Source organism: Delftia sp. WSY_22, from assembly GCF_043104185.1.
Taxonomy (GTDB): domain Bacteria; phylum Pseudomonadota; class Gammaproteobacteria; order Burkholderiales; family Burkholderiaceae_C; genus Comamonas; species Comamonas tsuruhatensis.
On record NZ_JBICKN010000059.1, the window covers coordinates 194,331 to 217,087 of the forward strand.

Sequence of the window (22,757 nt, forward strand, 5' to 3'; positions counted from 1 at the left end):
CTGCGTCCATGACAGGGATGTGACAGCCGTCATCAGACCGTCATGCACAGGCCCTTGCGTCCCCTCACCGCCCCCTCACGGCCCCTGCTCCTCCCCTCCCCTTGCCGCGACCCTGCATCAGCACATCACGACGTTCTCCAGCGAGAACGAGAAGGGGCGGGAATTCGCCCCCGAGCCGCCGCCGCGCATCACGATGTCGGCACGGGAGATGCCCAGCAGGGAGATTTCGGTGTTCATCTGGGAGACGATGGCCGAGTTCATGATCTGGCCCTGCTGGATGTGCGAGGCCACGCCGATCCAGATGCTGGGCTTGAATTCGAAGACGGCCTTTTGCCGGGGGGCAATCGCGGTCTTGACGGCCAGCAGCCTGCCGTCCTTGTAGCAGCTGGCGTTGATGGCGCCTTGGGGCAGCGCGTTGAGCACCTGCACTTCCTTGGAGCTGGCGCCGTAGCCTGCGGGCGCCAGGCGATCGCCGGCGGTGGACGGCGCCATCTGGAACTGCTGGCCGTACTGCGCCTCCAGCTGCGGCGTGCAGTTGCCATGGCTGTCGCTGGCGCCGACCTGCAGGCCCAGCGGAAAGGTGAACGGATGGTTGTCGCCCTGTCCGCAGTACTTGATGACGCGCCAGGCCACGGCAGGCGCATCGAGGTCGCTGGCGACGTTCTTCTGGAAGATGACGATCTGCGGGTGGTTCGCGTCGTTCGATTGGTTGAAGAAATTGAGTTGAACGCCCATGCATTCCTCCTGGTGGAACGAAAAGCGCTGCGGCATCCCCGGGCACTGCCTGCTGTCCCGCCACGCTTGCTGCGGGAGTCACTGTAGGGAACAACGGCCTTGCGGAGAATTACGCCCGATTACATCCCTGGGCTCACCCAGGCACGGCCCAGACCCGGTCCGCGCCCACGGCAAAGAGCTGGCGGCCTGGCTCGGGCGGCAGGCTGGCCATGCCGGTGAACAGGCCGAAGGCGGGCAGCAGGGTAAAGCCCGCGTGCACGGCAAAGCACGGCAGGCGCAGGGCGTCGCGGCCGGTGCCGCGCAGCACGATGGCGGGATGGACATGGCCGGCCAGCACATGCCAGGGCCGGGCCTGCTGCGCCTGCAGGTCCTGCGTTGGCGGCGGGGGGTGATGGCAGGCGGCGAACGGCCCCAGGTGCCAGGGCTCGTCCACGATGGCAAAGCCCAGCGCGGGCGGCGGATCGCCTGCGTGGCTGTCATGGTTGCCACGCACCAGCACCAGTTCCACGGCCGCATGGCGGCTGCGCCAGCGGGCCAGTGCAGCCAGTACGGCAGGATTGCGTGCCTCGGCCGCGTGCAGGAAGTCGCCCAGCACCACGAGCCGCCGCACGGGCAGGCCCAGAAGAAGGGCCGACAGCCGCTCCAGGTTGCCCTGCGTGGTGCCCGCCGGCACGGGAATGCCGCGCGCGCGGAAGGTGGCGGCCTTGCCCAGGTGCAGGTCGGCGATGAACAGCGTGCCCTGGGCGGGCCACCACAGCGCATGCTGGGCCAGCAGGTGCACGGGCTCGCCGGCCAGGAACATGCCCAGGCTGCCGGCCAGGGCGTCGGGGGAAACAGGACTTGGCAACGGTGCGTGGCCTTTCATCAGCGGTGCAATGGTTCTACAGCAGCGGCAAGGGCCGCGAGGGCTTGCGCACGCGGCGCGGGCGGCGGCTGGCGGCATCGGCCTCGGGGCCGTCGGTGGCCTGCAGCGAGAAATCCAGCGTGCGGCGCACGGCGGCCGTATCCTCGTCCACGGCGGGGGGCTGGTCTGCCTTGGGCTTTTTCCGTGGACGCAGCGGTGGATCGGGCGGGACCAGGTCCTGCGTGCGCGGCTCGCTGGCTGCACCGCCGGCATCTGCCGCCTCGTGCAGCTGGGCCAGCATGCGCGCGATGCGGTCGGCCAGATGCTCGTTGGTGAGCTTTTCGCGAAAGCGCTCCACCATCAGCGGAAAGGCAAACGGGCTGGGACGGCGCAGCGCGCTCACCACCAGCGTCTGCGCCTGCATGCGGCGCAACGCGGCCAGCAGCTGGGCCACGTCCAGCTCCTGGCTCAGGACTTCCTCATCGGCCTGGCGCAGCAGCAGGTTCATGTCGTCGTACTTGCGAAAGACCTCGAAGAACAGTTGGGCCGAGGCCTGCAGCTGGCGCGCGCTGCGGCGCTCGCCCGGGTGGCTCTGGAAGATCAGGCCCGAGACGCGGGCGATCTCGCGGAAGCGCCGCCTTGCCATCTCGGTGGCGTTGAGGCTGGCCAGCACTTCGTGCAGCAGGGCGTGGCGCGCGTCATCGCTCGCCAGGTGGGCGTCGTCGGCGGCCTGGTCCCAGTGGCGGTCCGCATTGGCGGTGTTGCGCGTGGCGACCGCCTGGCTGGCGGACACGCGCCCGGGCACTGCCACGGCCTGGGCAGGCTCGGCGCGCAGCAGCTCGGGCAGCATGGCGGCCCAGTCACGCTCGGTGGCGCTCAGCAGCTCCAGCCCGTAGTCGTTGACGGCGATGGAGAAGGTGCCCGTCTCGCCCTGCGCGGCGCGCCAGGCCAGCAGGCTGGCCAGGCCCATATGGGCATGGCGGCCTGCAAACGGATAGAGAAACAGGTGCCAGCCCTCGCGCGTGCGCAGGGTTTCGGCCAGCAGCGTGGCGGGCGTGGGCAGGGCCGACCAGCGCTGCTGCACTTCCAGCAGGGGGCGCACGCAGCGCAGTTCGGGCGAGTGGTAGTCGCCCGCTGCCGCCAGCGCCAATTGCTGCACCACGAAGTCGGCCAGCACGGTGGACAGCGGCATGCGCGCGCCGGCCCAGCGCGGCACGGTGGGCCGCGTTCTCGCGGCGCGGCGCACGTAGGCGGTCATGTCCTCGATGCGCACCAGCTCCAGCACCTGGCCCGCGAAGACAAAGGCATCGCCGGGAGACAGGCGCGACAGAAAGCTCTCTTCCATGCTGCCCAGCCGCGCGCCGTGCAGGATCTGCACGCTCATGCTGGCGTCGCTGACGATGGTGCCGATGTTGGCGCGGTGCCTGCGCGCCAGCCGCGCGTCGGGCATGCGCCAGATGCCCTGTTCATCGGGCCGCACGCGCTGGTAGTCGGGATAGGCGGCCAGCGAGGGGCCGCCGCGGTGCACGAAGTCCAGGCACCACTGCCAGACCGCAGGCGCCAGCCCGGCGTAGGCGATGGTGCGGCGCACTTCGGCATACAGCTCATCGGGCACGAAGCCGCCGCCCAGGGCCACGGTGGCCAGGTGCTGCACCAGCACGTCGGCGGGCTGGCGGGGGCTGGCGCGCATTTCCACCTGCTGCGCGCGCACGGCGGCGCGGGCGGCGGCGGCCTCCACCAGCTCCAGGCTGTGCGTGGGCACCAGGGTGATGCGCGAGGGCCGGCCCGGCGCATGGCCCGAGCGGCCCGCGCGCTGCAGCAGGCGCGCGATGCCCTTGGCCGAGCCGATCTGCAGCACGCGCTCCACGGGCAGGAAGTCCACGCCCAGGTCCAGGCTGCTGGTGCAGACCACGGCCTTGAGCGTGCCGGCCTTGAGCCCGGCCTCCACCCATTCGCGCACACCCCGGTCCAGCGATCCATGGTGGATGGCCAGCAGGCCGGCCCAGTCGGGCCGGGCCTCCAGCAGCGCCTTGTACCAAAGCTCGGCCTGCGAGCGCACATTCACAAAGACCAGGGTGGAGCCGGCCGTCGCCTCCAGCTCGCGCACCACCGCCGGCAGCATGGCCAGGCCCAGGTGGCCGGCCCAGGAAAAGCGCTCGGGCCGGTCGGGCAGCAGGGTGTCCACCACCAGGCGCTTGTCCACCTGGCCCTGGACCAATACGCCGGGCCGCGGCTGGCCATGGTCGTCCAGGCCCAGCAGGGTCTGCATGGCCTCGTCCAGATTGCCCAGCGTGGCCGACATGCCCCAGACGCACAGCTGCGGGCTCCAGCCGCGCAGCCGCGCCAGGGCCAGCTGCAGTTGCACGCCGCGCTTGTTGCCCAGCAGCTCGTGCCATTCATCGGCCACCACCAGGCGCACGGAGCCCAGCAGTTCGCGCGCATCGGCGCGCGCCAGCAGCAGGGACAGGCTCTCGGGCGTGGTGACCAGCACGGTGGGCAGCTGGCGCGACTGCGCGCTGCGCTCGGCGCTTCCCGTATCGCCCGTGCGTGCGCCCACGGTCCAGCGCGCCAGCGCGGGATGGCCCTGGGCCAGCGCCTGCAAGGGCGTCTGCAGGGCCTTGAGCGTGTCGGCCGCCAGGGCGCGCATGGGCGTGATCCACAGCACGGTGAGCGGTGCGGAGGCCGGTTTTCGTTTTCCGGTGTGCGCCGGCATCGGGGTTTGCGGCGGACCCGCAAGGGCCTGCAGCGCGCCCAGCCAGACCGCATAGGTCTTGCCCGCGCCCGTGGTGGCATGCAGCAGGCCGCTGTGGCCCTGGGCCAGCGCCTTCCACACGGCGCGCTGGAAGGCAAAGGGCTTCCAGCCCCGTGCGGCAAGCCAGGCGGTGGCGAGGGGATGGGGGGAACGGGTGGCCATGGCGCGGTGCGTCAAGGGTGGGTCACGGGTCGGAGTGCGGCAGCAGGGCCGCCAGCGTATCGATGGAGTCGGCCTCCTGCACAGGCTTGTCCTCGCGCCAGCGCAGCATGCGCGGAAAGCGCACGGCGATGCCGCTCTTGTGGCGTGCGCTGCGTGCAATGCCCTCGAAGCCCAGCTCGAACACCAGGGTGGGCCGCACGCTGCGCACGGGGCCGAAGCTCTCCACCGTGGTCTTGCGGATGATGGCGTCCACGCGCGCCATTTCTGCATCGGTCAGGCCCGAATAGGCCTTGGCGAAGGGCACGAGGGCCCGGCCCTCGGTGCCGGGCGGCGCGTTCCAGACAGCAAAGGTGTAGTCGCTGTAGAGGCTGGCGCGACGGCCATGGCCGCGCTGTGCGTAGATGAGCACGGCGTCCACGCTCAGCGGATCGATCTTCCACTTCCACCACACGCCGCTGTCCTTGGTGCGGCCCACGCCGTAGGCGGCGTCGCGGGCCTTGAGCATCATGCCCTCCACACCCAGGGAGCGGGCCTGCTCGCGAAGTTCGGCCAGGGCCTGCCAGCTGTCGCCTGCCAGCACGGGGCTGGGCAGCAGCGCCGGGTGCGCCACCAGGGCCACCAGCCGTTCCAGCCGCGCGCGCCGTTCATGCTGGGGCAAGGCGCGCAGGTCCTGGCCGCCCTCCTCCAGCAGGTCATAGGCCAGCAACACCACGGGCAGCTCGCGCAGCAGCTTGGGGCCCAGGGTCTTGCGGCCTATGCGCTTTTGCAGGTCGGCAAAGGGGCGCACATGGGCGGGCGCCTCGCCCTGCTGCGCGGCCCAGACGACGATCTCGCCGTCGATCACGGTGCCCGCAGGCAAGGCATCGCCCATGGCCTGCAGCTCGGGGAAGCGCTCGCTCACCAGTTCCTCGCCGCGCGACCAGATCCAGGTGCCCAGCGCGTCACCGCTGCCGCGCCGCACGATCTGGGCGCGTATGCCGTCCCATTTCCACTCCACCACCCATTGGGACGGCGGGCCGAGCACGGCGTCGAACTGCTCCAGCGGCAACTGCAGCGGATGGGCCAGGAAGAAGGGATAGGGGTGGCCACGGGCTTCGCCCGAATGCGCGTCATCGCCCTCTTCCTCGCCTGCCACCAGCCGCAGGTAGTCGGCCGCCCCGGGCCGCGCGCCGATGTGGGTGTAGCCCATGAGCCGCTGGGCGATGCGCTTGGCATCCACGCCGCTGACGGCCGCCAGCGCCTGCGTGACCTGCAGCCGCGACACGCCGACCCGGAAGGCGCCGGTGATCAGCTTGAAGTAGACCAGCCGCTCATCGGCCGCCAGCCGCGCCCATTGCATGCGCAGCGTGTCCGCCAGCGCCTCGGGCGCCATGCCGCGCAGCGGCAGCAGGTGGTCCGTGACCCAGGCGGCCAGGCCCAGGTCGTGCGCGTCACCGGGTGGCGGCAGCAGCAGCGCAATGGTTTCGGCCAGGTCGCCCACGGCCTCGTAGCTTTCGTCGAACAGCCATTCGGGCAGGCCGGCCGCCTCGCGCGCCAGCTCCTTCAAGACCTTGGTGGGCACCAGCTGGCGCGGCTTGCCGCCGGCCAGGAAATAGACGGCCCAGGCCGCATCGGCAGGCGCGGCGGCGCGCAGATAGGCCTGCAGCGCGGCCTGCTTGTCGCGGCTGGCGGTGCTGGCGTCCAGCGCGCGGTAGAGGGCGGCGAAGTCCTTCATGGGGCGGGCGCCTCATCCGGTGCAGCCTGGGCGGCGGCAGCCTCGTCCTCATCGCCGTATTCGGTCTGGAAGGCTTGGGCGTCCAGGCCCTGCTCGCGCAGCCAGCGCACCAGCACGGCCACGCTGCCGTGGGTGACGAAGACCCGCTCGGCGCCCGTGGCGCCAATGGCGTACTGCAGGCCGGGCCAGTCGGCATGGTCGGACATGACGAAGCCCCGGTCCACGCCACGGCGGCGGCGCGTGCCGCGCAGCTGCATCCAGCCGCTGGCAAAGGCATCGGCATGGCCGGGAAAGCGGCGCATCCACGGCGTGCCCTGCGCCGAGGGCGGCGCCAGCACCAGGGCCGTCTTGAGTAGTCGTGCATCCACGCCGGGGTCGGTCACGCGCAGCGTGGGCGGCAGGTCCACGCCCGCCGCGCGGTACACGGCATTGAGCGGCTCCACCGCGCCGTGCACGACGATGGGGCCGATGCCGCTGTCCACCCCATGCAGGATGCGCTGGGCCTTGCCGAAGGCATAGCACAGCAGCACCGAGGGCCTGCCCTGGGCGGCGTTGGCCTGCCACCAGGCGTTGATGTCGGCCATCAACTCAGGCTGGCGGGGCCAGCGGTAGATGGGCAGGCCGAAGGTGGATTCGGTGATGAAGGTGTCGCAGCGCACGGGCTCGAAGGGGGTGCAGGTGCCGTCGGCCTCGGTCTTGTAGTCGCCCGAGGCCACCCAGACCTGGCCGCCATGCTCCAGCCGCACCTGGGCCGATCCCAGCACATGGCCGGCCGGGTGCAGGGAGATGCGCACGCCGTGGTGATCGATGGCTTCGCCATACGGCAGGGTCTGCAGCGTGATGTCCGCGCCCAGCCGTGCGCGCAGCACGCCTGCGCTGTCGTCATGGGCCAGGTAATGGGCGTGGCCGGCGCGCGCATGGTCGGAGTGGCCATGCGTGATCACGGCCCGGTCCACGGGCCGCCAGGGGTCGATGTAGAAGTCGCCGGCCGCGCAGTACAGGCCTTCGGGGCGGGCCACGATCAGGTCGGCGGGCATGCGGGATCGGGGAAAGCAGTGCTCATGTCCCCATGCTAGTGGGGCAGTCGATGGGCGCGCGCTGGCCCGGAGCGCGGCAGGCTGTCAGCCTGCACCTACCCGCGCAACGAACGACAGCAACCGGTCCGCAGGGCCGGTCAAATCGGGGAAGATAGCGCCCTCTCATCCCACACACATCCACACGCCTTCATGAACAACTCCGTCGTCCGCATGTCCAATCTCTTCCTGCAACTGGGCCTGGATGCCAGCGACCAGGCCATTGCCGATTTCATCCGCGCCCACCAGCTGGCCGCCGATGTGGATGTGGTGGATGCGCCCTACTGGAGCGATGCGCAGCGCCAGTTCCTGGCCGAGCAGCTCAAGGCCGATGCGTCGTGGTCCATCGTGGTCGACCAGCTCAGCGAGTCGCTGCACGAGGACGCCGTCAGGCGGCGCGCCGAAGGCCTGAGCTGAAGCGAGGCAGCCTGTCCACCCCGATGGCCTGCATGGACGGCAGCCCCAGGCCGCGAACGGCCATGCCGCGCCAGGACGAAGGCTGTCGGCTCACAGTCCTCCAAAGAGGTGCCTGCCCCTCAGGCCCATCCGCGTCACAAAACTGAAACAGGGAAATCGTAACATTCCCTAACAATTTTGCGATGTGCATTCCATGGATGAGTCCCGCGCCTACCTGAGCGATTCCCGGCCCCGTTTCCGCCCACCCAGCGCCGCGGACCTGTGCACCCCCGTCCCCTGCATGACCGCCGACGAGACCAACGAGAAGGTGCTCGAGGTCTTCACGCGCCACCGCGATCTGGCCAGCCTGCCCGTGGTGGAGGGCGACCGCCCCATCGGCCTGATCAACCGCAGCATCTTCCTGTCGCAGTTCAGCAAGCCGTTTCGCATGGAGCTGTACGGCAAGAAGAGCTGCATCGCCTTCATGGACAAGGAGCCGCTGGTGGTCGATGCCTCCACCGACATCGACACCCTGACCGTGAAGACCGTGGAGTACGGTGAAAAGGCGCTGACCGACGGCTTCATCATCACGCGCGGCGGCCTGTTCGCGGGCGTGGGCCACGGCCTGCAGCTGATGCGTGCGGTGGCGGACATGCAGGTGGCGCGCAACCGCCAGATCATGCACAGCATCGAATACGCCAGCGTGATCCAGCAGTCGCTGCTGCGCAGCTCGCGCGAGGCCCTGGCACGCGCCTGCCCCGGCGCCGACCTGGTCTGGGAGCCGCGCGACGTGGTCGGCGGCGACTTCTACCAGTTCAGCCAGGACGGCGATGGCTGGTTTGCCACCGTGGCCGATTGCACGGGCCACGGCGTGCCCGGCGCCTTCATGACGCTGATCGCCACCAGCAGCCTGGGCCAGGCCATCAAGGAACACGGCCCGCGCGACCCGGCCGCGCTGCTGGGCCATGTGAACCGCAGCGTCAAGCAGATGCTGGGCCAGCTCGACGGCAAGGACGGCACGCCGGGCTCGGACGACGGGCTGGACGCGGCCTGCTTCTGGTTCGAGCCCGCGCACCGGCGCCTGCGCTTTGCAGGCGCGCGCCTGTCGCTGTTCCTGCTGCGCCCCGGCGCCGAGGCGGTGGAGGTGGTGGACGGCCAGCGCAAGGGCGTGGGCTATGTGGACAGCGAGTTCGACTTCGCCTGGAACAACATCGACCTGGAGCTGCCCGCAGGCACCCTGGTCTTCACCACCACCGACGGCCTGATCGACCAGGTCGGCGGCCCGCGCGGCATCACCTTCGGCAAGAAGCGCCTGCGCGAGCTGCTGCTGGAGCAGGCCGGCCGCACGCCCGCCGAGATCAACCGCGCCCTGCTGGACGCCCTGCAGGCCTGGCAAGGCGAGCACCACCGCCGTGACGACCTGACCTTCTTCTGCTTCAGAACCTGAATGCCTCCCATGCCCCAAGCACAGATCGCCGACAAGTACGGCAGCTTCTTCCACCTGGCGCGCCAGCACCAGGTGATCTTCTACTACGTGGGCTACTTCTCGCAGAACATCGTCGCGGCCATGGCCGAGGCCGTGCGGCTGCAGCTGGAAGTGGCCGGCGTGCCCGGCCCCACGCGGCGCAAGCTGTTCTCGTCCTTCGTGGAGATGGCGCAGAACATCATCCATTACTCGGCCGATGCCCTGACCCCGCCCCACCAGGACGATGGCGAGCTGCGCCACGGCGCGGTCTGCATCCGCCGCGAGGACGACGGCAGCTTCGTGCTGCTGTGCGCCAACCCCATCGAGCCCGGCATGGGCGAGGCCCTGCGCGCCAAGCTCGACGCCCTGCGCAGCATGACCCTGGACGAGATCAAGAAGGCCTGCCGCCAGTCGCTGCGCGACGACGCGCCCGAAGGCAGCAAGGGCGCGGGCATGGGTTTCCTGACCCTGGCCCGCGATGCGCGCGAGCCGCTGCAGTTCGACTTCGATCCCGCCCAGACCGTGGACGGTCGTCCCGTCTTCTACCTGAAAGCCACGCTCTGAGCCGCACCGGCCAGCCAGGAACGCTCCGGCACCGGACCTGGACAGGCCGGGCGCGCAGGCACGGACAACGCACCGAGATCACGCATGGACAACCTCTACATCGCTCCGACCCCCAGCTCCCCGGAAGTGGACTTCCGGTTCGACACGCACACGCTGCACCTGCGTGGCGAGTCCTATCCGGAGAACGCCGCCGCCTTCTATGGCGGCATCCTCACCCGCCTGCAGGACTACCTGGCCCTGGCGCAGCCCGCGCAGCAGCAGGCACCGATCCAGGTGCACATCGCGCTGGCCTACTTCAACAGCTCCAGCACCAAGATGCTGTTCAACCTCATCGAGGCGCTGAGCGAGGCCGCCGAGGCCGGCCGCACCGTGGCCCTGCACTGGTACTACGACGAGGAAGACGACACCATCTGCGAATTCGGCGAGGAGCTGCGCGACGACTTTGCCGCCATTGCCTTCACCGGCCATCCCGTGAAGGCCGCGTGATGGACACCGTGGCAGCACCCGCCGCCTGCGCCGCTCCTGCAGATCTTTTCGATGCCGAGCACCGGGCCCTGCTGGCGGCCCGCGCGGCCCACGAGCTGGGCGAGGAGGCCGGCGCCCGGGCCTGCCACCAGGCCCTGGGCGCGCTGCTGGCCGCCTATGACCGCCTGCTGCGCGAAACGCGCCGGCTGGTGCGCCGCAGCGACCGCGCCGAGCTGGAGATGACCCAGCTCAACCAGCGCCTGCAGGAGCTGGCCGGCGAGCTGGAGTACCGCGCCACGCACGACCCGCTGACCGGCGTGCTCAACCGCGCGGCCATCATCGAGCGCGTGAACCGCCACTTCACCCAGCAGGGCCTGGCCCTGATCGTGCTGGACATAGACCACTTCAAGCGCGTGAACGACAGCTTCGGCCACCCCGTGGGCGACAGCGTGATCCTGGGCGTGGTGCGCTGCCTCAAGGCCGCCGTGCCGGACACGGCCCACATCGGCCGCGTGGGCGGCGAGGAATTCACCGTGCTGCTGCCCCAGCACGACAGCGACGGCGCCGTGTGCGTGGCCGAGCAGGTGCGCGCCGCCATCGAGGCCCATCCCTTCGGCCTGCCCGACGCCAGCTGCATCACGGCCAGCTTCGGCGTGAGCTGGCGCCCGAGCGGCGGCCGCTTCGACGAGGCCTACAGCCTGGCCGACGAGGCGCTGTACGCCGCCAAGCGCAGCGGGCGCAACCAGGTCGTGCGCGCGGCAGACCATGCCACGGCCTGAGCGGCGCGGACACAGACAGGGCTGAGGCATGAGTTTCGTGATGCGCGCACGGGCGCCCAGGGCGCCCGCCCCTGCTTCCGCCCTCCTGCAGCCGGCTCTGCAGCCGCCCCCGCCATCGCCCGTGCCCGGGCCTGAATGGCGGGTACTGATCGTGGACAGCGACCCCGACGTACACGCCGCCTTCCGCCTGGCGCTGGAAGGCCACAGCCTGTTCGGCCGGCCGCTGGTGTTCCTCTACGCCCGCTCCGGCACGCAGGCGCGCAATCTGCTGCGCAGCGAGCAGGACCTGGCCGTGGTGGTGCTCGACGCCGTGACCGACGGCACGGGCGCCGGGCTGGATCTGGTGGATTTCATCCGCTACACGGCCGGCCTGCGCAACAGCCGCATCGTGCTGCGCACCGGCCGCCCGGGCCAGGCGCCCGATCTGGAAACCCTGCTGCGCTACGACATCAACGACTGCCGCACCAAGACCGAACTCACGCCCGACCGGCTGCTGGCCATCGTGGTGACCGCCGTGCGCTCCTACGAGCAGCTGTGCGCCATCGAGGCCAACCGCCGCAGCCTGGAGCTGATGGTGCGCTCCAGCGCCTCGCTGCTGGAGGAAACCAACCTGCACGCCTTCGCACGCGGCGTGATCACCCAGCTGGCCACCTTGCTGGGCGTGGCCAGCGAAGGCCTGGTCTGCTCGGAGGGCACGCACCCGGCCGAGCCCTACCGCGTGCTCGCGGCCACGGGGCCGTTCGCCCGGCTCATCGACCAGCCCATCGCCACCGTGCTGGCCTCGCGCGGGCTGCGCCTGCTGCGCCAGGCGCTGCAGACCCGCCGCAACATCTATGGCGTGCAGCGCGGCGTGGCCCTGTACATAGGCCGTGGCGACGAGCAGGACATGGCCGTCTTCATCGACGCGCCGGCCTCGCACAGCGCACTGGACCGCCAGCTGCTCGAAGTCTTCTGCGCCAACCTGCGCACGCTGCTGCACAACCGCGGCCTGCTGGAGCGCCTGCACCAGTCCGCCTATTTCGACCCCCTGGTCTGCCTGCCCAACCGCGCCCACTTCGTGGAAAAAGTGGACGAATGCGTGTGGCGCGGCACGCAGGACCATGTGCTGGCCCTGGTGGACATCGACGACTTCAGCGCCACCAACGACGTGATGGGCCACCGCTTCGGCGACCGCCTGCTCGAAGCCATGGCCCGCCGCCTGGCCGGCGCCCTGCCCGCCGGCGTGCTGCTGGCGCGCGTGGGCTCGGACACCTTCGGCATCCTGGGCCCCACAAGGGAAGTGGCCCTGGGCCAGTTGCTGGACTGCGCGCGCCAGCCCCTGGCCGTGGACGGCGTGCCGCACAAGGTCTCGCTGACCTGCGGCTACGTGCACCTGCCCCGTGAACGCCAGGCCGGCACCGACCTGGTCAAGGACGCCACCATCGCCCTCAAGCGCGCCAAGCGCGACCACCGGGGCCAGCTGCTGGAGTACTCCGCGCACATGGGCATGGAGGCACGCGACCGCGCCCTGCTGCTGTCCGACCTGCGCGCGGCCATCGACGGCGCCCAGCTCTTCCTGGTCTACCAGCCCCAGGTGGACCTGGAAACCCATGCCCTGGTCGGCCTGGAGGCCCTGCTGCGCTGGCCACGGCAGGACGGCAGCTTCGTGCCGCCCGACCGCTTCATTCCCGTGGCCGAGCATTCGGGCCTCATCGTGCCGCTGGGCCAATGGGTGCTGGCCACGGCCTGCCGTACCATGCGCGAACTGCTGGACGCCGGCCGCGCGCCCCGGCGCATGGCCGTCAACGTCTCCACCGTGCAGCTGCAGGACCCGGGCTTCCTGCAGACGGTGCGCCATGCCCTGGCCGAGCACGGCCTGCAGGGCGCGCAGCTGGAGCTGGAGATCACCGAGTCGGTGGCCGTGCTGCCCACCCAGCTGCTGCAGGCCACGCTCAGCGCCCTGCGCGCCCTGGGCGTGACCATTGCCATCGACGACTTCGGCACCGGCTACTCCTCGCTGAGCTACCTGGAGCGCCTGCCGCTGGACCGCATCAAGATCGACCGCAGCTTCGTGCGCCAGCTTGGCGAATCACAGGAAGCGCGCATCGCCGAAATGATCGCCCAGCTGGGCCGCAAGCTCGGCCTGCAGGTACTGGCCGAAGGCATAGAGGACGCCAGCGCCTGGCAGGCCCTGCGCGCCATGGGCTGCCAGGAGGGACAGGGCTATCACATTGCACGGCCGATGGACAAGGGCCAGTTGCTGGGCTGGCTGGGCCAGCGCAATGAAGCGCTTCAGCGGCAGCCTGGCACCTCTGAGTTCCCCTGAGGCGGGCAGGCCGCGCCCTGCTCCCTCCCTACCTACCTGCACACCGCAGGAAACCCATGCCGCCTGGCCGCCCACACCACGGCCAGCGATGCGCCCAGCAGCGCCAGCAGCACGGGCGTGAAGGCGCCCACGCCCATGCGCGCCAGCAGCAGGCCGCCCACGATGCCGCCGCCGGCAATCGCCAGGTTCCAGGCCGTGACCAGCATGGACTGCGCCACGTCGGCGGCCTCGCCCGCCGTGTGGGCAATGGCAGTCTGCAGCAGCGTGGCGGCGCCGCCAAAGGCCAGGCCCCAGACGGCCACCGCCGCATACACCAGGGCCGGCGCATCTGCGGCCACGCCCAGCATCAGCGTGGACAAGGCGAACAGCGCAATGCTGGCCAGCGTGAGCGCACGCAGGTGGCGGTCGATCAGCACGCCGGTGATCCAGATGCCCAGCACGGAGGTGGCGCCGAACACCAGCAGCACCAGGTCCGTGCGCGCGGCCATGCCCGCCACCGCCAGGAAGGGCGCGATGTAGGTGTAGAGAATGTTGTGCGCCAGCACGAAGGCCAGCACCACGAACAGCACGGGGCGCACGCCCGCCAGGGTGAACACGCGCCGCAGCGGCAGGTGGCGGCCTGCCGCCTGCCCCGCGAAGTCGGGCAGGCGGGCGCGCACCCAGACCATGAGCGCCAGCGCCAGCACGCTCATGAGGCCGAAGCACAGCCGCCAGCCCACCCACTGGCCCAGCACGGTGCCGGCCGGCACGCCCAGCGACAGCGCCAGCGGCGTGCCCACCATGGCAATGGCGATGGCGCGGCCCTTGAGATGGCCGGGCACCATGCGTGCCGCGTAGCCGGCCAGCAGCGCCCAAAGCAGCCCGGCGGAGACCCCCGCCAGAAAGCGCGCCACCAGGGTCAGCGCAAAGTGCGTGGACAGAGCCGTGACCGTGTTGGCGACGACAAAGCCCGCGATCGCCGCCAGCAGCAGGGGGCGGCGGCGCATGCCCTGCGTGGCGGCCGTCAGCGGTATGGCGGCCACCAGGGAACCTATGGCGTAGAGGGTGACGGTCTGGCCTACCCAGGCCTCGGTCACGGCCAGGCCCTGGGCCATCTGCGGCAGCAGGCCGGCCGGCAGCGCCTCCGTCAATATGGTGATGAAGGCTGCCATGGCCAGCGCCAGCAGGGAGGCAACGGGCAGGCGGTCCTGGCTTGTTCCGTTCATTGCGGCTCTCCCGAAGCCCCGTGGACCTCACAAACCCCGTAGACCGCGTCGCGCAAATCGTTGACGAAGCGCCCCGACATGCCCTCGTACAAGGTGTTGGTGAAGGCCACGACGCTGAGTTCCTGTGCCCGGTCCACGAACCAGGAATGCCCGTAGGCCCCGCCCCAGCGCCAGGTGCCCGCCGACTCGGGCGACGCGGCCAGCGCCGGATCGCGCAGCACGGAAAAGCCCAGTCCGAAGCCGAACCCGGGCGCATCGGGCAGCTCCAGCCCGCCCGTCTGGTCGCGCGCCATCTCGGCGACCAGCGCGTCGGGCAGGAGCGTGCCACCGCCCTGGCGCAGGGCCTCCAGCAGGCGCAGGAAGTCGCCGGCCGTGCCGGCCATGCCCGCGCCGCCCGAGGCAAAGGCCCGCGCATTGAAGATGCGGGCCGGGCTGAACGGGATGCCGATGGCGCCCTCGAAGGGCGACACGGTCTCGCCCTCGGCCAGCGGATGGGGCTGCGGCACATCGCTGACATAGGCCGTGGCCACGCGCCGTGCGGCCAGTGCATCGGTCACCGCAAAGCCGGTATCGGCCATGCCCAGCGGCCCGGCCACAAGGTCGCGCACGGCCTGCTCCAGCGGCCTGCCGTGCACCTGTTCGATGAGGGCGCCCAGCACATCGGTGGCCAGCGAGTAGCCCCAGGCCGTGCCGGGCTCGTACCGCAGCGGCACGCTGGCGATGCGGCGCAGGTTCTCCGCCAGGCTGATGCCCGAGCCATCCATGCCGTCCGATACACCGGCCAGCGCATAAGGGCCCTGTGCGTCGGCCTCGAAGAAGCGGTAGCCCAGCCCCGCCGTGTGGCTGAGAAGCTGCCGCGCGGTGATGCGCGCCGGCCGGCCATCGGCCAGCCGGGGCCGGAACTGCGGCAGCCAGCGGTCCACGCCCTCATCCAGACCGAGCCGGCCCTGCGCCACCAGCACCAGGGCCGCCGCCGAAACAATGGGCTTGCTCGCCGAGGCCAGGCGGAACACCGTGTCCACGGCCATGGGCAGGCCGCGCTCGCGGTCAGCCCAGCCGGCAGCCTGGCGGTGGACCAGGGCGCCGCCACGCGCCACCAGCACCACGGCGCCGACCAGGCGCTGCGCCTCAAGCGCCTGCCGGACCACGGCCTGGATGCGGTCGGACAGGGGCGAGTTCAACGGGGCTGCAGGCAGCGCAGCGGGTGCAGCAGATGCCGCAGAAAGAGCAATCGTCATGGGAATTCCCGGGATCAATGAACAGGGTCCTGACGATAGAAAGCCCTCGATTAAAGAAAAAGTGGGGTAGATTTCCGGGTTATGCGGAGCTTTCTGTCCGCAATGAAGGAGTGGCCTTGGACAGCCTCAACGGTTTCCTGGTGTTCGTGCAGGTCGCCGAGACCCGCAGCTTCGTGGCGGCAGGCCGGCTGATGGGAGTCTCGGCATCGGCCATCGGCAAGAGCGTGGCAAGGCTGGAGGACCGGCTGGGCGTGCGCCTGTTCCACCGCAGCACGCGCAGCATCACGCTGACGGCCGAGGGCACGCTGTTCCTGGAGCGCAGCCGGCGCATCCTGGCCGAGATCGAGGCCGCACAGCTGGAGCTGTCGCAGGCCAGCGCCGCGCCGCGTGGCCGGCTGCGGGTCAGCCTGCCCCTGGTCAGCTCGCTGGTGCTGCCGGTGCTGGGAGAGTTCATGCGCGCCTATCCCGAGATCGAGCTGGACCTGGACTTCACCGACCAGCTGGTCGATGTGATCGAGGACGGCTTCGACGCCGTGGTGCGCACGGGCGCGCCCGCCGACTCCCGGCTGTCCGCGCGCCGACTGGGCGCCTTCGGCTACCTGCTGGTGGCCTCGCCCGGCTATCTGGCGCAGCGCGGCACGCCCCGGGTGCCCGAGGATCTGCTGCAACACAGCTGCCTGCACTACCGCTACCCCCACAGCGGCAAGCTGGAGCCCTGGGTGCTGCGGCGCGCAGCGGGCGCGCCCGAGCTGCAACTGCCCACCTCCATGATCTGCAACAACATCGAAACCCGGCTGTGCTTTGCGCTGCAGGGCTTGGGCATCGCCTACCTGCCGGATTTTTCCATCCGCGAGCCGCTGGCCGACGGCCGGCTGCAGCCCGTGCTGGCGGACTGCATGGAGCACACCAATGTCTTCCACGTGCTGTGGCCCGCCAGCAAGCACCCCTCGCCCAAGCTGCGGGCGCTGGTGGACTTCCTGTGCGCGCGGGTGTTTCCGCAGGCGCAGCCCGGGCAGGTCCAGGACGCTGCCAGGACCGGGGCGCCCAAGACACCCAAGACACCCCAGACATCCGGGACGCGCGGATAGGCTGCGCGCCGGCTGCTGCCCTGACTTGCTGGCTATCGCGCAGGCCCCCATCTGAGTTAGCATGCTTATAGAGCGACGTATTCACAGAGTCATATCGGTTGCTCTGGCCCACCGGCAGGCAGGACCTGCGTCTCGAGCGCTGTGGCGTGCGGGGCGCTGTATCGGTGGGCCATTGCGGTTGACAGCTGGCGTTGCAGATCTTTTTTCTTGTCTCGCTGCGTTGCATGTCTTCTCGTTCCACCGCTATCCATCGTCCCGCCCTTTCCTCGCGCTCGCACGCAAGAACATCGTTGGCCGTCATTGCAGGCGTCTGCTTGATGGCGCTCGCAGCGGGGCTGTACTGGGCCGCGTTGCTGGCCAGCCACCAGTACATGCAGCGCTACACACAGGATCAGGCTTGGCTGCGCGTCTCGCAGATGTCCCAGGCGGTTTCCGCGCAGGCCGGGACCATGCTGTCGGGCCTGAACTATTCCCTGCGGGACCTGGCCCAGGACTACGAGTCGGGTGACTCCGAGGCGTTCGGGCGGGCCGTCGCCAGCGTCCAGGAGGCCTATCCGCCCGGCACCATCGTCCAGGTGGCCGTGGCCGATGCGAAGGGCCAGGTGGTGTATTCGAGCCTGGCAGCCTCGGAGCCGCCTGCGCAGGGCGTGTCCATTTTCGACCGCGAACATTTCCAGGCGCATCTGAAGGGCCTGACGCAGGGAACCTTCATTGGCCGTCCGGTACAGGGACGGGTCTCCGGGCAATGGGGTATCCAGCTGAGCCGCGCCCTGCACCACCGTGGCGCGTTTGCGGGCGTGCTGGTGGTGTCGCTGTCGCCGCAGTACCTGTCGCGGCAGTTGCAGGCCATCTTCGACAGCCCGCGCGACGTGATCTTGCTGCTGCGCGAGGACGGCACCTATCTTGCACGCTCGCAGAACCAGGATCGGGTGCTCGGGCGCCAGTTGCCCGCGAAGCGGGTGGCGCTGTTTGCCCCCGATGTCACGCATGGCACCTACGAGGTGCTGGCGAGCACCGACGGAATACAGCGCATGTATGCCTGGAGCCGCGTCAGCGGCTTTCCGATACTGGTGAGCACGGGGCTGGACCACGAGGCCGTGTTCGGCCCGCTCAACGAGACCATACGGCAGAGCCTGTGGCGCAACGGCATAGGCACGCTGCTGATTTTTCTGGGCGGGATGCTGACGGCCTGGCTGGCGTTCCAGCGCTGGCGGGAGGAGGACCAGCGGGTCCAGTCCGAAGAGCGCTTTCATCTCCTGTCGCAGGAAGTGCCGGGCGGCCTGTTCCAGTACAGCTGGGACCCTGCCGGCCACTATGCCCTGTCGTTTGCCAACCCCGGCTTTTATGCCATGCACTGCATCGATCCGGATACGGCAGACCCTGCCTTGCAGGACCTGGCACAGCGGGTTCATCCGGAAGATATCTCCGCGCTCAGGCGGTCCATCGACGAAGCGATGCGCAGCCAGGGGGACTGGGCCTGCAAGTACCGCGTACAGTCCGCCGATGGCTCCGTGCGCTGGCTGCAGGGCCATGCACGCCCGCAACGCACTGACGACGCAACCGTGCTCTGGCATGGCTACATCCTCGATGTCACCCAGGACGAAAGCCTGCGCAAGGCGCTTCACGAAAGCGAGGAGCGGCTGCGGCTGACCATCGGCGCCGTGCGTGACGGACTTTGGCAGTGGGACCGCGAACACGACCAGGTGCTGTGGGATGCCCGCTGCTACCAGATGCTGGGCATGCCGGACCAGGCACTCGGTTCGTTCACCGTGGCCGGCTTCATGCATCTGCTGCACCCACTGGACCAGCCTCGCGTCCAGGAACGGCTCAGGCGCCACCTCGAACACGGCGACCCATTCCGTGTCGAGATGCGCATAAGGCAGGCCGATGGCTCCTGGCGATGGATCGAATCGCGCGGGGAAGTGACCCTGCGCGATGCCGACAACAAGGCACTGCGCATGCTGGGAATGCACACCGATATCCAGGAACGGGTGGAGCAGACCCATATGGTGAGCGCCCTGCTGGAGCGCGGAAGCGCCCTGGTGCTTGTCGCCAGCCATCGCCGCAGCATCGTCTACGCCAATGCCCGGGCAGCCGAGTGCTTCGGCCTTGCCGCGGGCGCGCTCGAGCCGCAGTGCTCATTCCAGCAGCTGCATCCGTCCAGCGACAGTTTCGACAGCTTCGCATCGCTGTACGAGCGCCTGAGCCTGAAGGGCACGGTGCGTACCGAGTGGGCACTGAAGGTCAAGGGCGGCCACATGCGCTGGTTCGACATGCAGGGGGCACTGCTGGATCCCGAAGACCCCCAGGGCAATGTGATCTGGACACTGTTCGACGTAGATGCCCGCCATCAGGCGGAAAGCGCATTGCACCAGGTACAGCAGCGGCTGGAGGCCATCATCGAGAAATTTCCGTCGGGCATCCTGGTGACCGACGATGCGGGGCAGTGCATCAGGGCAAGCAACGCAATGCTGGTGGACCTGTTCGAGCTGCCGCTGTCCGCCACGGACCTTGTGGGGAAAAGCCTGCAGACCTTGCTGTCCTATTTGCCCCCGGCCATGGCAACGGCCTTGCAGCCTGCACCGCAACCGGGGGGAGGTGCCCTGTCGCAACGAACGATCTTTGCCCTGTCCAACGGCCGCCATATAGAAACGGAGCTGCTGCCGCTTCGCAGGCAGGAGCGGCTGCTTGGCTACTGCTGGGTATTCCACGACGTGACCGACTACAAGAGGCGCGAAACGCAGCTCGAAGCCCTGGCATTGACCGATGCGCTCACGGGTGCCAGCAACCGGCGGGCCTTCATCACGCGCATGGAGTCGGAGCTGGAGCACCTGCGCCTGGGACTGAGCCATCCGTCGGCACTGATCATGCTGGATATCGACCATTTCAAGCGCGTCAACGACAGCTTCGGCCATGGCGTGGGCGACGAGGTGCTCAGGCATCTGGTGATCGCGGTGTCCAAGCAGCTGCGCCAGGGCGACATGCTGGGCCGCCTGGGCGGCGAGGAATTCGCCGTCTTGCTGACGGACGTGGACGCCCCGACCGCACTGCGGCGCGCGGAGAACCTGCGTGAGGCCGTGGCGGCGCTGGCCGTGTCCGTACAGGGCCAGGACAGCCCGATCCGCTTCACCGTGAGCCTGGGCGTATGCCTCATGGACGAGGGCGAGGCATCGGTCGAGCGCTGCCTGGAGCGGGCCGACGCCGCCATGTATTTCTCCAAGCGCAATGGCCGCAACCGCACCACATGCTGGACGCCCGATACCCCCGTGATTTCAGACGCCAAGTGAACGCGATGCCAGTGCCGCGACACGCCCGTGCGACCGGGCAAGGCGATGTGTCAGCTACCCGGCCGCCTCATTCATCTCCCGGCACTCCGTAGCTGGGCGCGGCCGTGGGATCGATGGCGCGCGTCTGGTAGTCCTGCATCTGCGGCGCGTAGGCGGCCCAGAGGCCTTGCAGCGCGCCGATGGGATCGTGCTCCGACCAGTCCACGCGCAGGTCCGCCATGGGCCAGCTGTGCTCGCCCGCCACCTTGAGCGCGGCCGAATGCACGGGCCCGGCCTCGCCGCCCGCGGCCATGGCGGCCTGCATGGCGGCCAGCAGGCGCTCGGCCAGCGGCAGCGCCGCGCTGCGCTCGAAGGCCGGCACCATGGCCTCGATGGTGCGTTCGCTGGCCAGCAGGTTGCCGGCCGCCACGCACTGCCGCCCCACGGCGCTGGTGAAGATGCCCAGGGCCTGGCTGCCGCTGAAGACGCCGGTGCGGCCCTGCGCGTCCACCACGGTGACCTGGCGGTACTGCGGCCAACTGCCGTCGTCCAGCGCCTGGCGCAGCGCGGCCTGGGGGTCGGCGCCCTGCTCCAGCAGGTCCAGCACGCGCGGGCCCAGGGCGGGCAGCGTGATGTTCTGCGTGGACACCACGCCCACGCCCGCGCGCACCCAGGGGCAGCGCGCGCCCACCGCAATGCTGGACGAGCTGATGGCCACGCCCAGCTGCCCGGTGCGCTCGCAGCGCCCCACAATCGAAAAAGTCATGGTTTCTTCCTCCTGCCGATGCGGCTGTACCAGGTGCTTGCTGTGGTCGACGCTCAGGCGCTGGCCGGCGGCTGCCAGTCATCGGGGATGACCGCGATCACGTCGATCTCCATCAGCCACTGCGGCTGCCCCAGGGCCGAGATGCACAGCCCCGTGGAGATGGGAAACACGCCCTTGAGCCACTTGCCCACTTCCCGGTAGACGGGCTCGCGGTAGCGCGGGTCGATGATGTAGGTGGTGGTCTTGACGATGTGCGACAGGTCGCTGCCCGCTTCCTCCAGCAGCTGCTTGACGTTCTTCATCGCCTGCTCGGCCTGCTTTTGCGGATCGCCCAGGCCGACCAGGTTGCCCTCGAAATCGGTGCCGATCTGGCCGCGCACATAGACGGTGTTGCCGGCGCGCACGGCCTGGCACAGGTCGTTGTCCAGCGACTGGTTGGGATAGGTGTCCTTGGTGTTGAACATGCGGATGCGGGTATGGGTGGGCATGGTCTGGCTCCTGCAGGGGGTGGATGGGAAGGTGTCTCAGAGCGCGCTACCTGCTACCTGCTGCGGGCGGCGGCGTCGTAGTCGCTGTAGCGGCGCTGCTTGGCGATGTGGTCGGCCACGAACTTGGAGTCATGCCACACGCCCCAGATGAAGGACGAGCCACGGCGCGACAGCCAGGGCAGGCCCAGGAAGTAGATGCCCGGCTCATGGCCCACGCCGCGGTGGTGGCGTGGCTTGCCGCCGGGCTCGAAGCTGTCCACCTGCAGCCAGCTGAAGTCCACCCTGTAGCCCGTGGCCCAGATGATGGAGGTGATGCCTGCGGCGGCCAGGTCGAGTTCGCGCAGCGGATGGGTCACGCACTCCGGATCGGGCAGGCGCCTGCGCGCCTCGGGCTCCTCGGGCAGGTCCAGGCCGTTGCGGCGGATGTAGTCGTCGGCCGCATCGAGCATGGCCAGGTAGTTGGCGTCGCCGTTGGCGATGTTCTCGGCCAGGTCGTCCCTGAAGCGCACCCTGCCATCGGCGAAGGACTCGGTCAGCCCCACCAGGGTGATGCCCTGGTGTCCCAGCGCGCGAAAGTCCACGGTGTGGCCGCCGCGCGCGCCGCTGACGGCAATGGTCACATGCTCGCGGCCGGGCTTGGCAATGGCCGCATCCCATTCGCCCAGCACGCCCAGCCACCAGCAGAAATCACGGCCGCGATAGGCGCGCGGCGGCCGGTCATGGGCGCCCACCGACAGGAACACCTTGCGGCCCGCGCGATGCAGTTCATCGGCAATCTGCACGCCCGAGGAGCCTGCGCCCACCACCAGCACGGCGCCTTCGGGCAGTTGCGCGGGGCGGTGGTAGTGCGCGGAATGGATCTGCAGCAGGCGGCCATCGGCGGGCGCAGCCGGCGCAGCCGGCGCTATCGGCGGGATCACCGGCACCTGGAACGGCCCCGTGGCCGCGATCACGTTGCGGGCCTCGATCACGCCCTCGGACGTTTCCACCGTGAAGCCCGGCCGGCCCTGGTTGCGCGTGACCCGCCTGACCTCCACACCGGTGCGCACGGGCGCCTTGATCTGGCGGACATAGTCCTCGAAGTAGTCGGCCACCTCGTCCTTGCCGGGAAAGCCGTCGCGGTCGCCCTTGAACTCCAGGCCCGGAAAGCGGTCATGCCAGGCCGGCCCGTTGGCCACCAGCGAGTCCCAGCGCCCCGTGCGCCAGGCCTGGGCGATGCGCTGGCGCTCCAGCACCAGGTGCTCTACGCCAAGCTGGCTCAGGTGTTCGCTGGCCGCGATGCCGGCCTGCCCGGCGCCGACCACGAGCGTGTTGATGGTTTGGATGTCAGCTGTCATGGTGTGGGTCTCTCAGGAAAAAAAGGCGCAGGCCGTCCCGCATCGGCGCGGTGCCGACTGCCTTGGTGTGGTCCGCAACAAAAAAGGAAAGAAGGTGAAGGCCGCCCGTGCGGCG

The 22,757-nt window shown here is 69.7% G+C and carries 18 protein-coding genes; 8 read left to right on the forward strand and 10 right to left on the reverse strand.

Going from position 1 to position 22,757, the window contains the following annotated elements; all coding sequences use genetic code 11:
* Positions 1 to 117 precede the first annotated feature (117 nt).
* The 5 genes from ACF8NF_RS26575 to ACF8NF_RS26595 all read right to left on the reverse strand — a co-directional run bounded on the left by ACF8NF_RS26575 (position 118) and on the right by ACF8NF_RS26595 (position 7,244).
* The gene (locus tag ACF8NF_RS26575; protein WP_016448183.1) at positions 118 to 735 is read right to left on the reverse strand and encodes a hypothetical protein; all 618 of its coding nucleotides are present in this window, start codon (positions 733 to 735) and stop codon (positions 118 to 120) included.
* Positions 736 to 868: 133 nt separating this feature from the next.
* Complete coding sequence (gene pdeM, locus ACF8NF_RS26580; RefSeq protein WP_034347934.1) at positions 869 to 1,600, reverse strand: ligase-associated DNA damage response endonuclease PdeM; 732 nt, start codon at positions 1,598 to 1,600, stop codon at positions 869 to 871.
* Between the two features lie 16 nt (positions 1,601 to 1,616).
* Positions 1,617 to 4,493, reverse strand: a complete 2,877-nt coding sequence (locus tag ACF8NF_RS26585; protein ID WP_279492736.1) for a ligase-associated DNA damage response DEXH box helicase — start codon at positions 4,491 to 4,493, stop codon at positions 1,617 to 1,619.
* 22 nt (positions 4,494 to 4,515) lie between these two features.
* A complete protein-coding gene (locus ACF8NF_RS26590) occupies positions 4,516 to 6,207 on the reverse strand; it encodes an ATP-dependent DNA ligase (protein WP_047217255.1) in 1,692 nt (563 codons plus the stop codon).
* The gene (locus ACF8NF_RS26595; protein ID WP_392451591.1) at positions 6,204 to 7,244 is read right to left on the reverse strand and encodes a ligase-associated DNA damage response exonuclease; all 1,041 of its coding nucleotides are present in this window, start codon (positions 7,242 to 7,244) and stop codon (positions 6,204 to 6,206) included. The genes ACF8NF_RS26590 and ACF8NF_RS26595 overlap by 4 nt, the downstream gene beginning before the upstream one ends.
* Positions 7,245 to 7,433: 189 nt before the next feature.
* Here ACF8NF_RS26595 and ACF8NF_RS26600 point away from each other — a divergent pair, with 189 nt between their 5' ends.
* The 6 genes from ACF8NF_RS26600 (at position 7,434) to ACF8NF_RS26625 (ending at position 13,254) form a co-directional block, all read left to right on the forward strand.
* Positions 7,434 to 7,697, forward strand: coding sequence for a DUF2789 domain-containing protein (locus tag ACF8NF_RS26600; RefSeq protein ID WP_017404395.1), 264 nt, complete (start codon positions 7,434 to 7,436; stop codon positions 7,695 to 7,697).
* 193 nt (positions 7,698 to 7,890) lie between these two features.
* Positions 7,891 to 9,123: a SpoIIE family protein phosphatase gene (locus ACF8NF_RS26605; protein WP_016448189.1), complete on the forward strand. Its 1,233-nt coding sequence runs from the start codon at positions 7,891 to 7,893 to the stop codon at positions 9,121 to 9,123.
* 9 nt (positions 9,124 to 9,132) lie between these two features.
* Positions 9,133 to 9,705 (forward strand): SiaB family protein kinase, encoded by a 573-nt coding sequence (locus ACF8NF_RS26610; protein WP_016448190.1) that lies wholly within the window; start codon positions 9,133 to 9,135, stop codon positions 9,703 to 9,705.
* A gap of 84 nt (positions 9,706 to 9,789) precedes the next feature.
* On the forward strand, positions 9,790 to 10,191 hold the full coding sequence (locus tag ACF8NF_RS26615; protein WP_016448191.1) for a DUF1987 domain-containing protein: 402 nt from the start codon (positions 9,790 to 9,792) through the stop codon (positions 10,189 to 10,191).
* Entirely contained in the window at positions 10,191 to 10,949 is a 759-nt protein-coding gene (locus ACF8NF_RS26620) for a GGDEF domain-containing protein (RefSeq protein ID WP_047327234.1), read from the forward strand. Before ACF8NF_RS26615 ends, ACF8NF_RS26620 begins: the two co-directional genes overlap by 1 nt.
* A gap of 28 nt (positions 10,950 to 10,977) precedes the next feature.
* A complete protein-coding gene (locus ACF8NF_RS26625; protein WP_392451592.1) occupies positions 10,978 to 13,254 on the forward strand; it encodes a putative bifunctional diguanylate cyclase/phosphodiesterase in 2,277 nt (758 codons plus the stop codon).
* Positions 13,255 to 13,286: 32 nt separating this feature from the next.
* Here ACF8NF_RS26625 and ACF8NF_RS26630 read toward each other — a convergent pair whose 3' ends face one another.
* On the reverse strand, positions 13,287 to 14,459 hold the full coding sequence (locus ACF8NF_RS26630) for an MFS transporter (RefSeq protein ID WP_047327232.1): 1,173 nt from the start codon (positions 14,457 to 14,459) through the stop codon (positions 13,287 to 13,289).
* Positions 14,456 to 15,697 carry a serine hydrolase gene (locus tag ACF8NF_RS26635; RefSeq protein ID WP_061287790.1) on the reverse strand — a complete coding sequence of 414 codons (1,242 nt, stop codon included), beginning with the start codon at positions 15,695 to 15,697 and terminating at the stop codon, positions 14,456 to 14,458. The genes ACF8NF_RS26630 and ACF8NF_RS26635 overlap by 4 nt, the downstream gene beginning before the upstream one ends.
* 116 nt (positions 15,698 to 15,813) lie before the next feature.
* On the opposite strand from ACF8NF_RS26635, the gene ACF8NF_RS26640 reads away from it, so the two are divergent.
* Complete coding sequence (locus ACF8NF_RS26640; RefSeq protein ID WP_280047780.1) at positions 15,814 to 16,785, forward strand: LysR family transcriptional regulator; 972 nt, start codon at positions 15,814 to 15,816, stop codon at positions 16,783 to 16,785.
* A gap of 317 nt (positions 16,786 to 17,102) precedes the next feature.
* Positions 17,103 to 20,072 (forward strand): diguanylate cyclase, encoded by a 2,970-nt coding sequence (locus ACF8NF_RS26645; RefSeq protein ID WP_252651618.1) that lies wholly within the window; start codon positions 17,103 to 17,105, stop codon positions 20,070 to 20,072.
* A 67-nt stretch (positions 20,073 to 20,139) separates the two neighbouring features.
* On the opposite strand, the gene ACF8NF_RS26650 is transcribed toward ACF8NF_RS26645, so the two are convergent.
* The 3 genes from ACF8NF_RS26650 to ACF8NF_RS26660 are packed head-to-tail and all read right to left on the reverse strand — an operon-like array spanning position 20,140 to position 22,642.
* The gene (locus tag ACF8NF_RS26650) at positions 20,140 to 20,817 is read right to left on the reverse strand and encodes a DUF1028 domain-containing protein (RefSeq protein WP_017406790.1); all 678 of its coding nucleotides are present in this window, start codon (positions 20,815 to 20,817) and stop codon (positions 20,140 to 20,142) included.
* Between the two features lie 53 nt (positions 20,818 to 20,870).
* The gene (locus ACF8NF_RS26655) at positions 20,871 to 21,305 is read right to left on the reverse strand and encodes a RidA family protein (protein ID WP_012204875.1); all 435 of its coding nucleotides are present in this window, start codon (positions 21,303 to 21,305) and stop codon (positions 20,871 to 20,873) included.
* Between the two features lie 53 nt (positions 21,306 to 21,358).
* Positions 21,359 to 22,642 carry a flavin-containing monooxygenase gene (locus ACF8NF_RS26660; protein WP_392451593.1) on the reverse strand — a complete coding sequence of 428 codons (1,284 nt, stop codon included), beginning with the start codon at positions 22,640 to 22,642 and terminating at the stop codon, positions 21,359 to 21,361.
* Between the last annotated feature and the right edge of the window lie 115 nt (positions 22,643 to 22,757).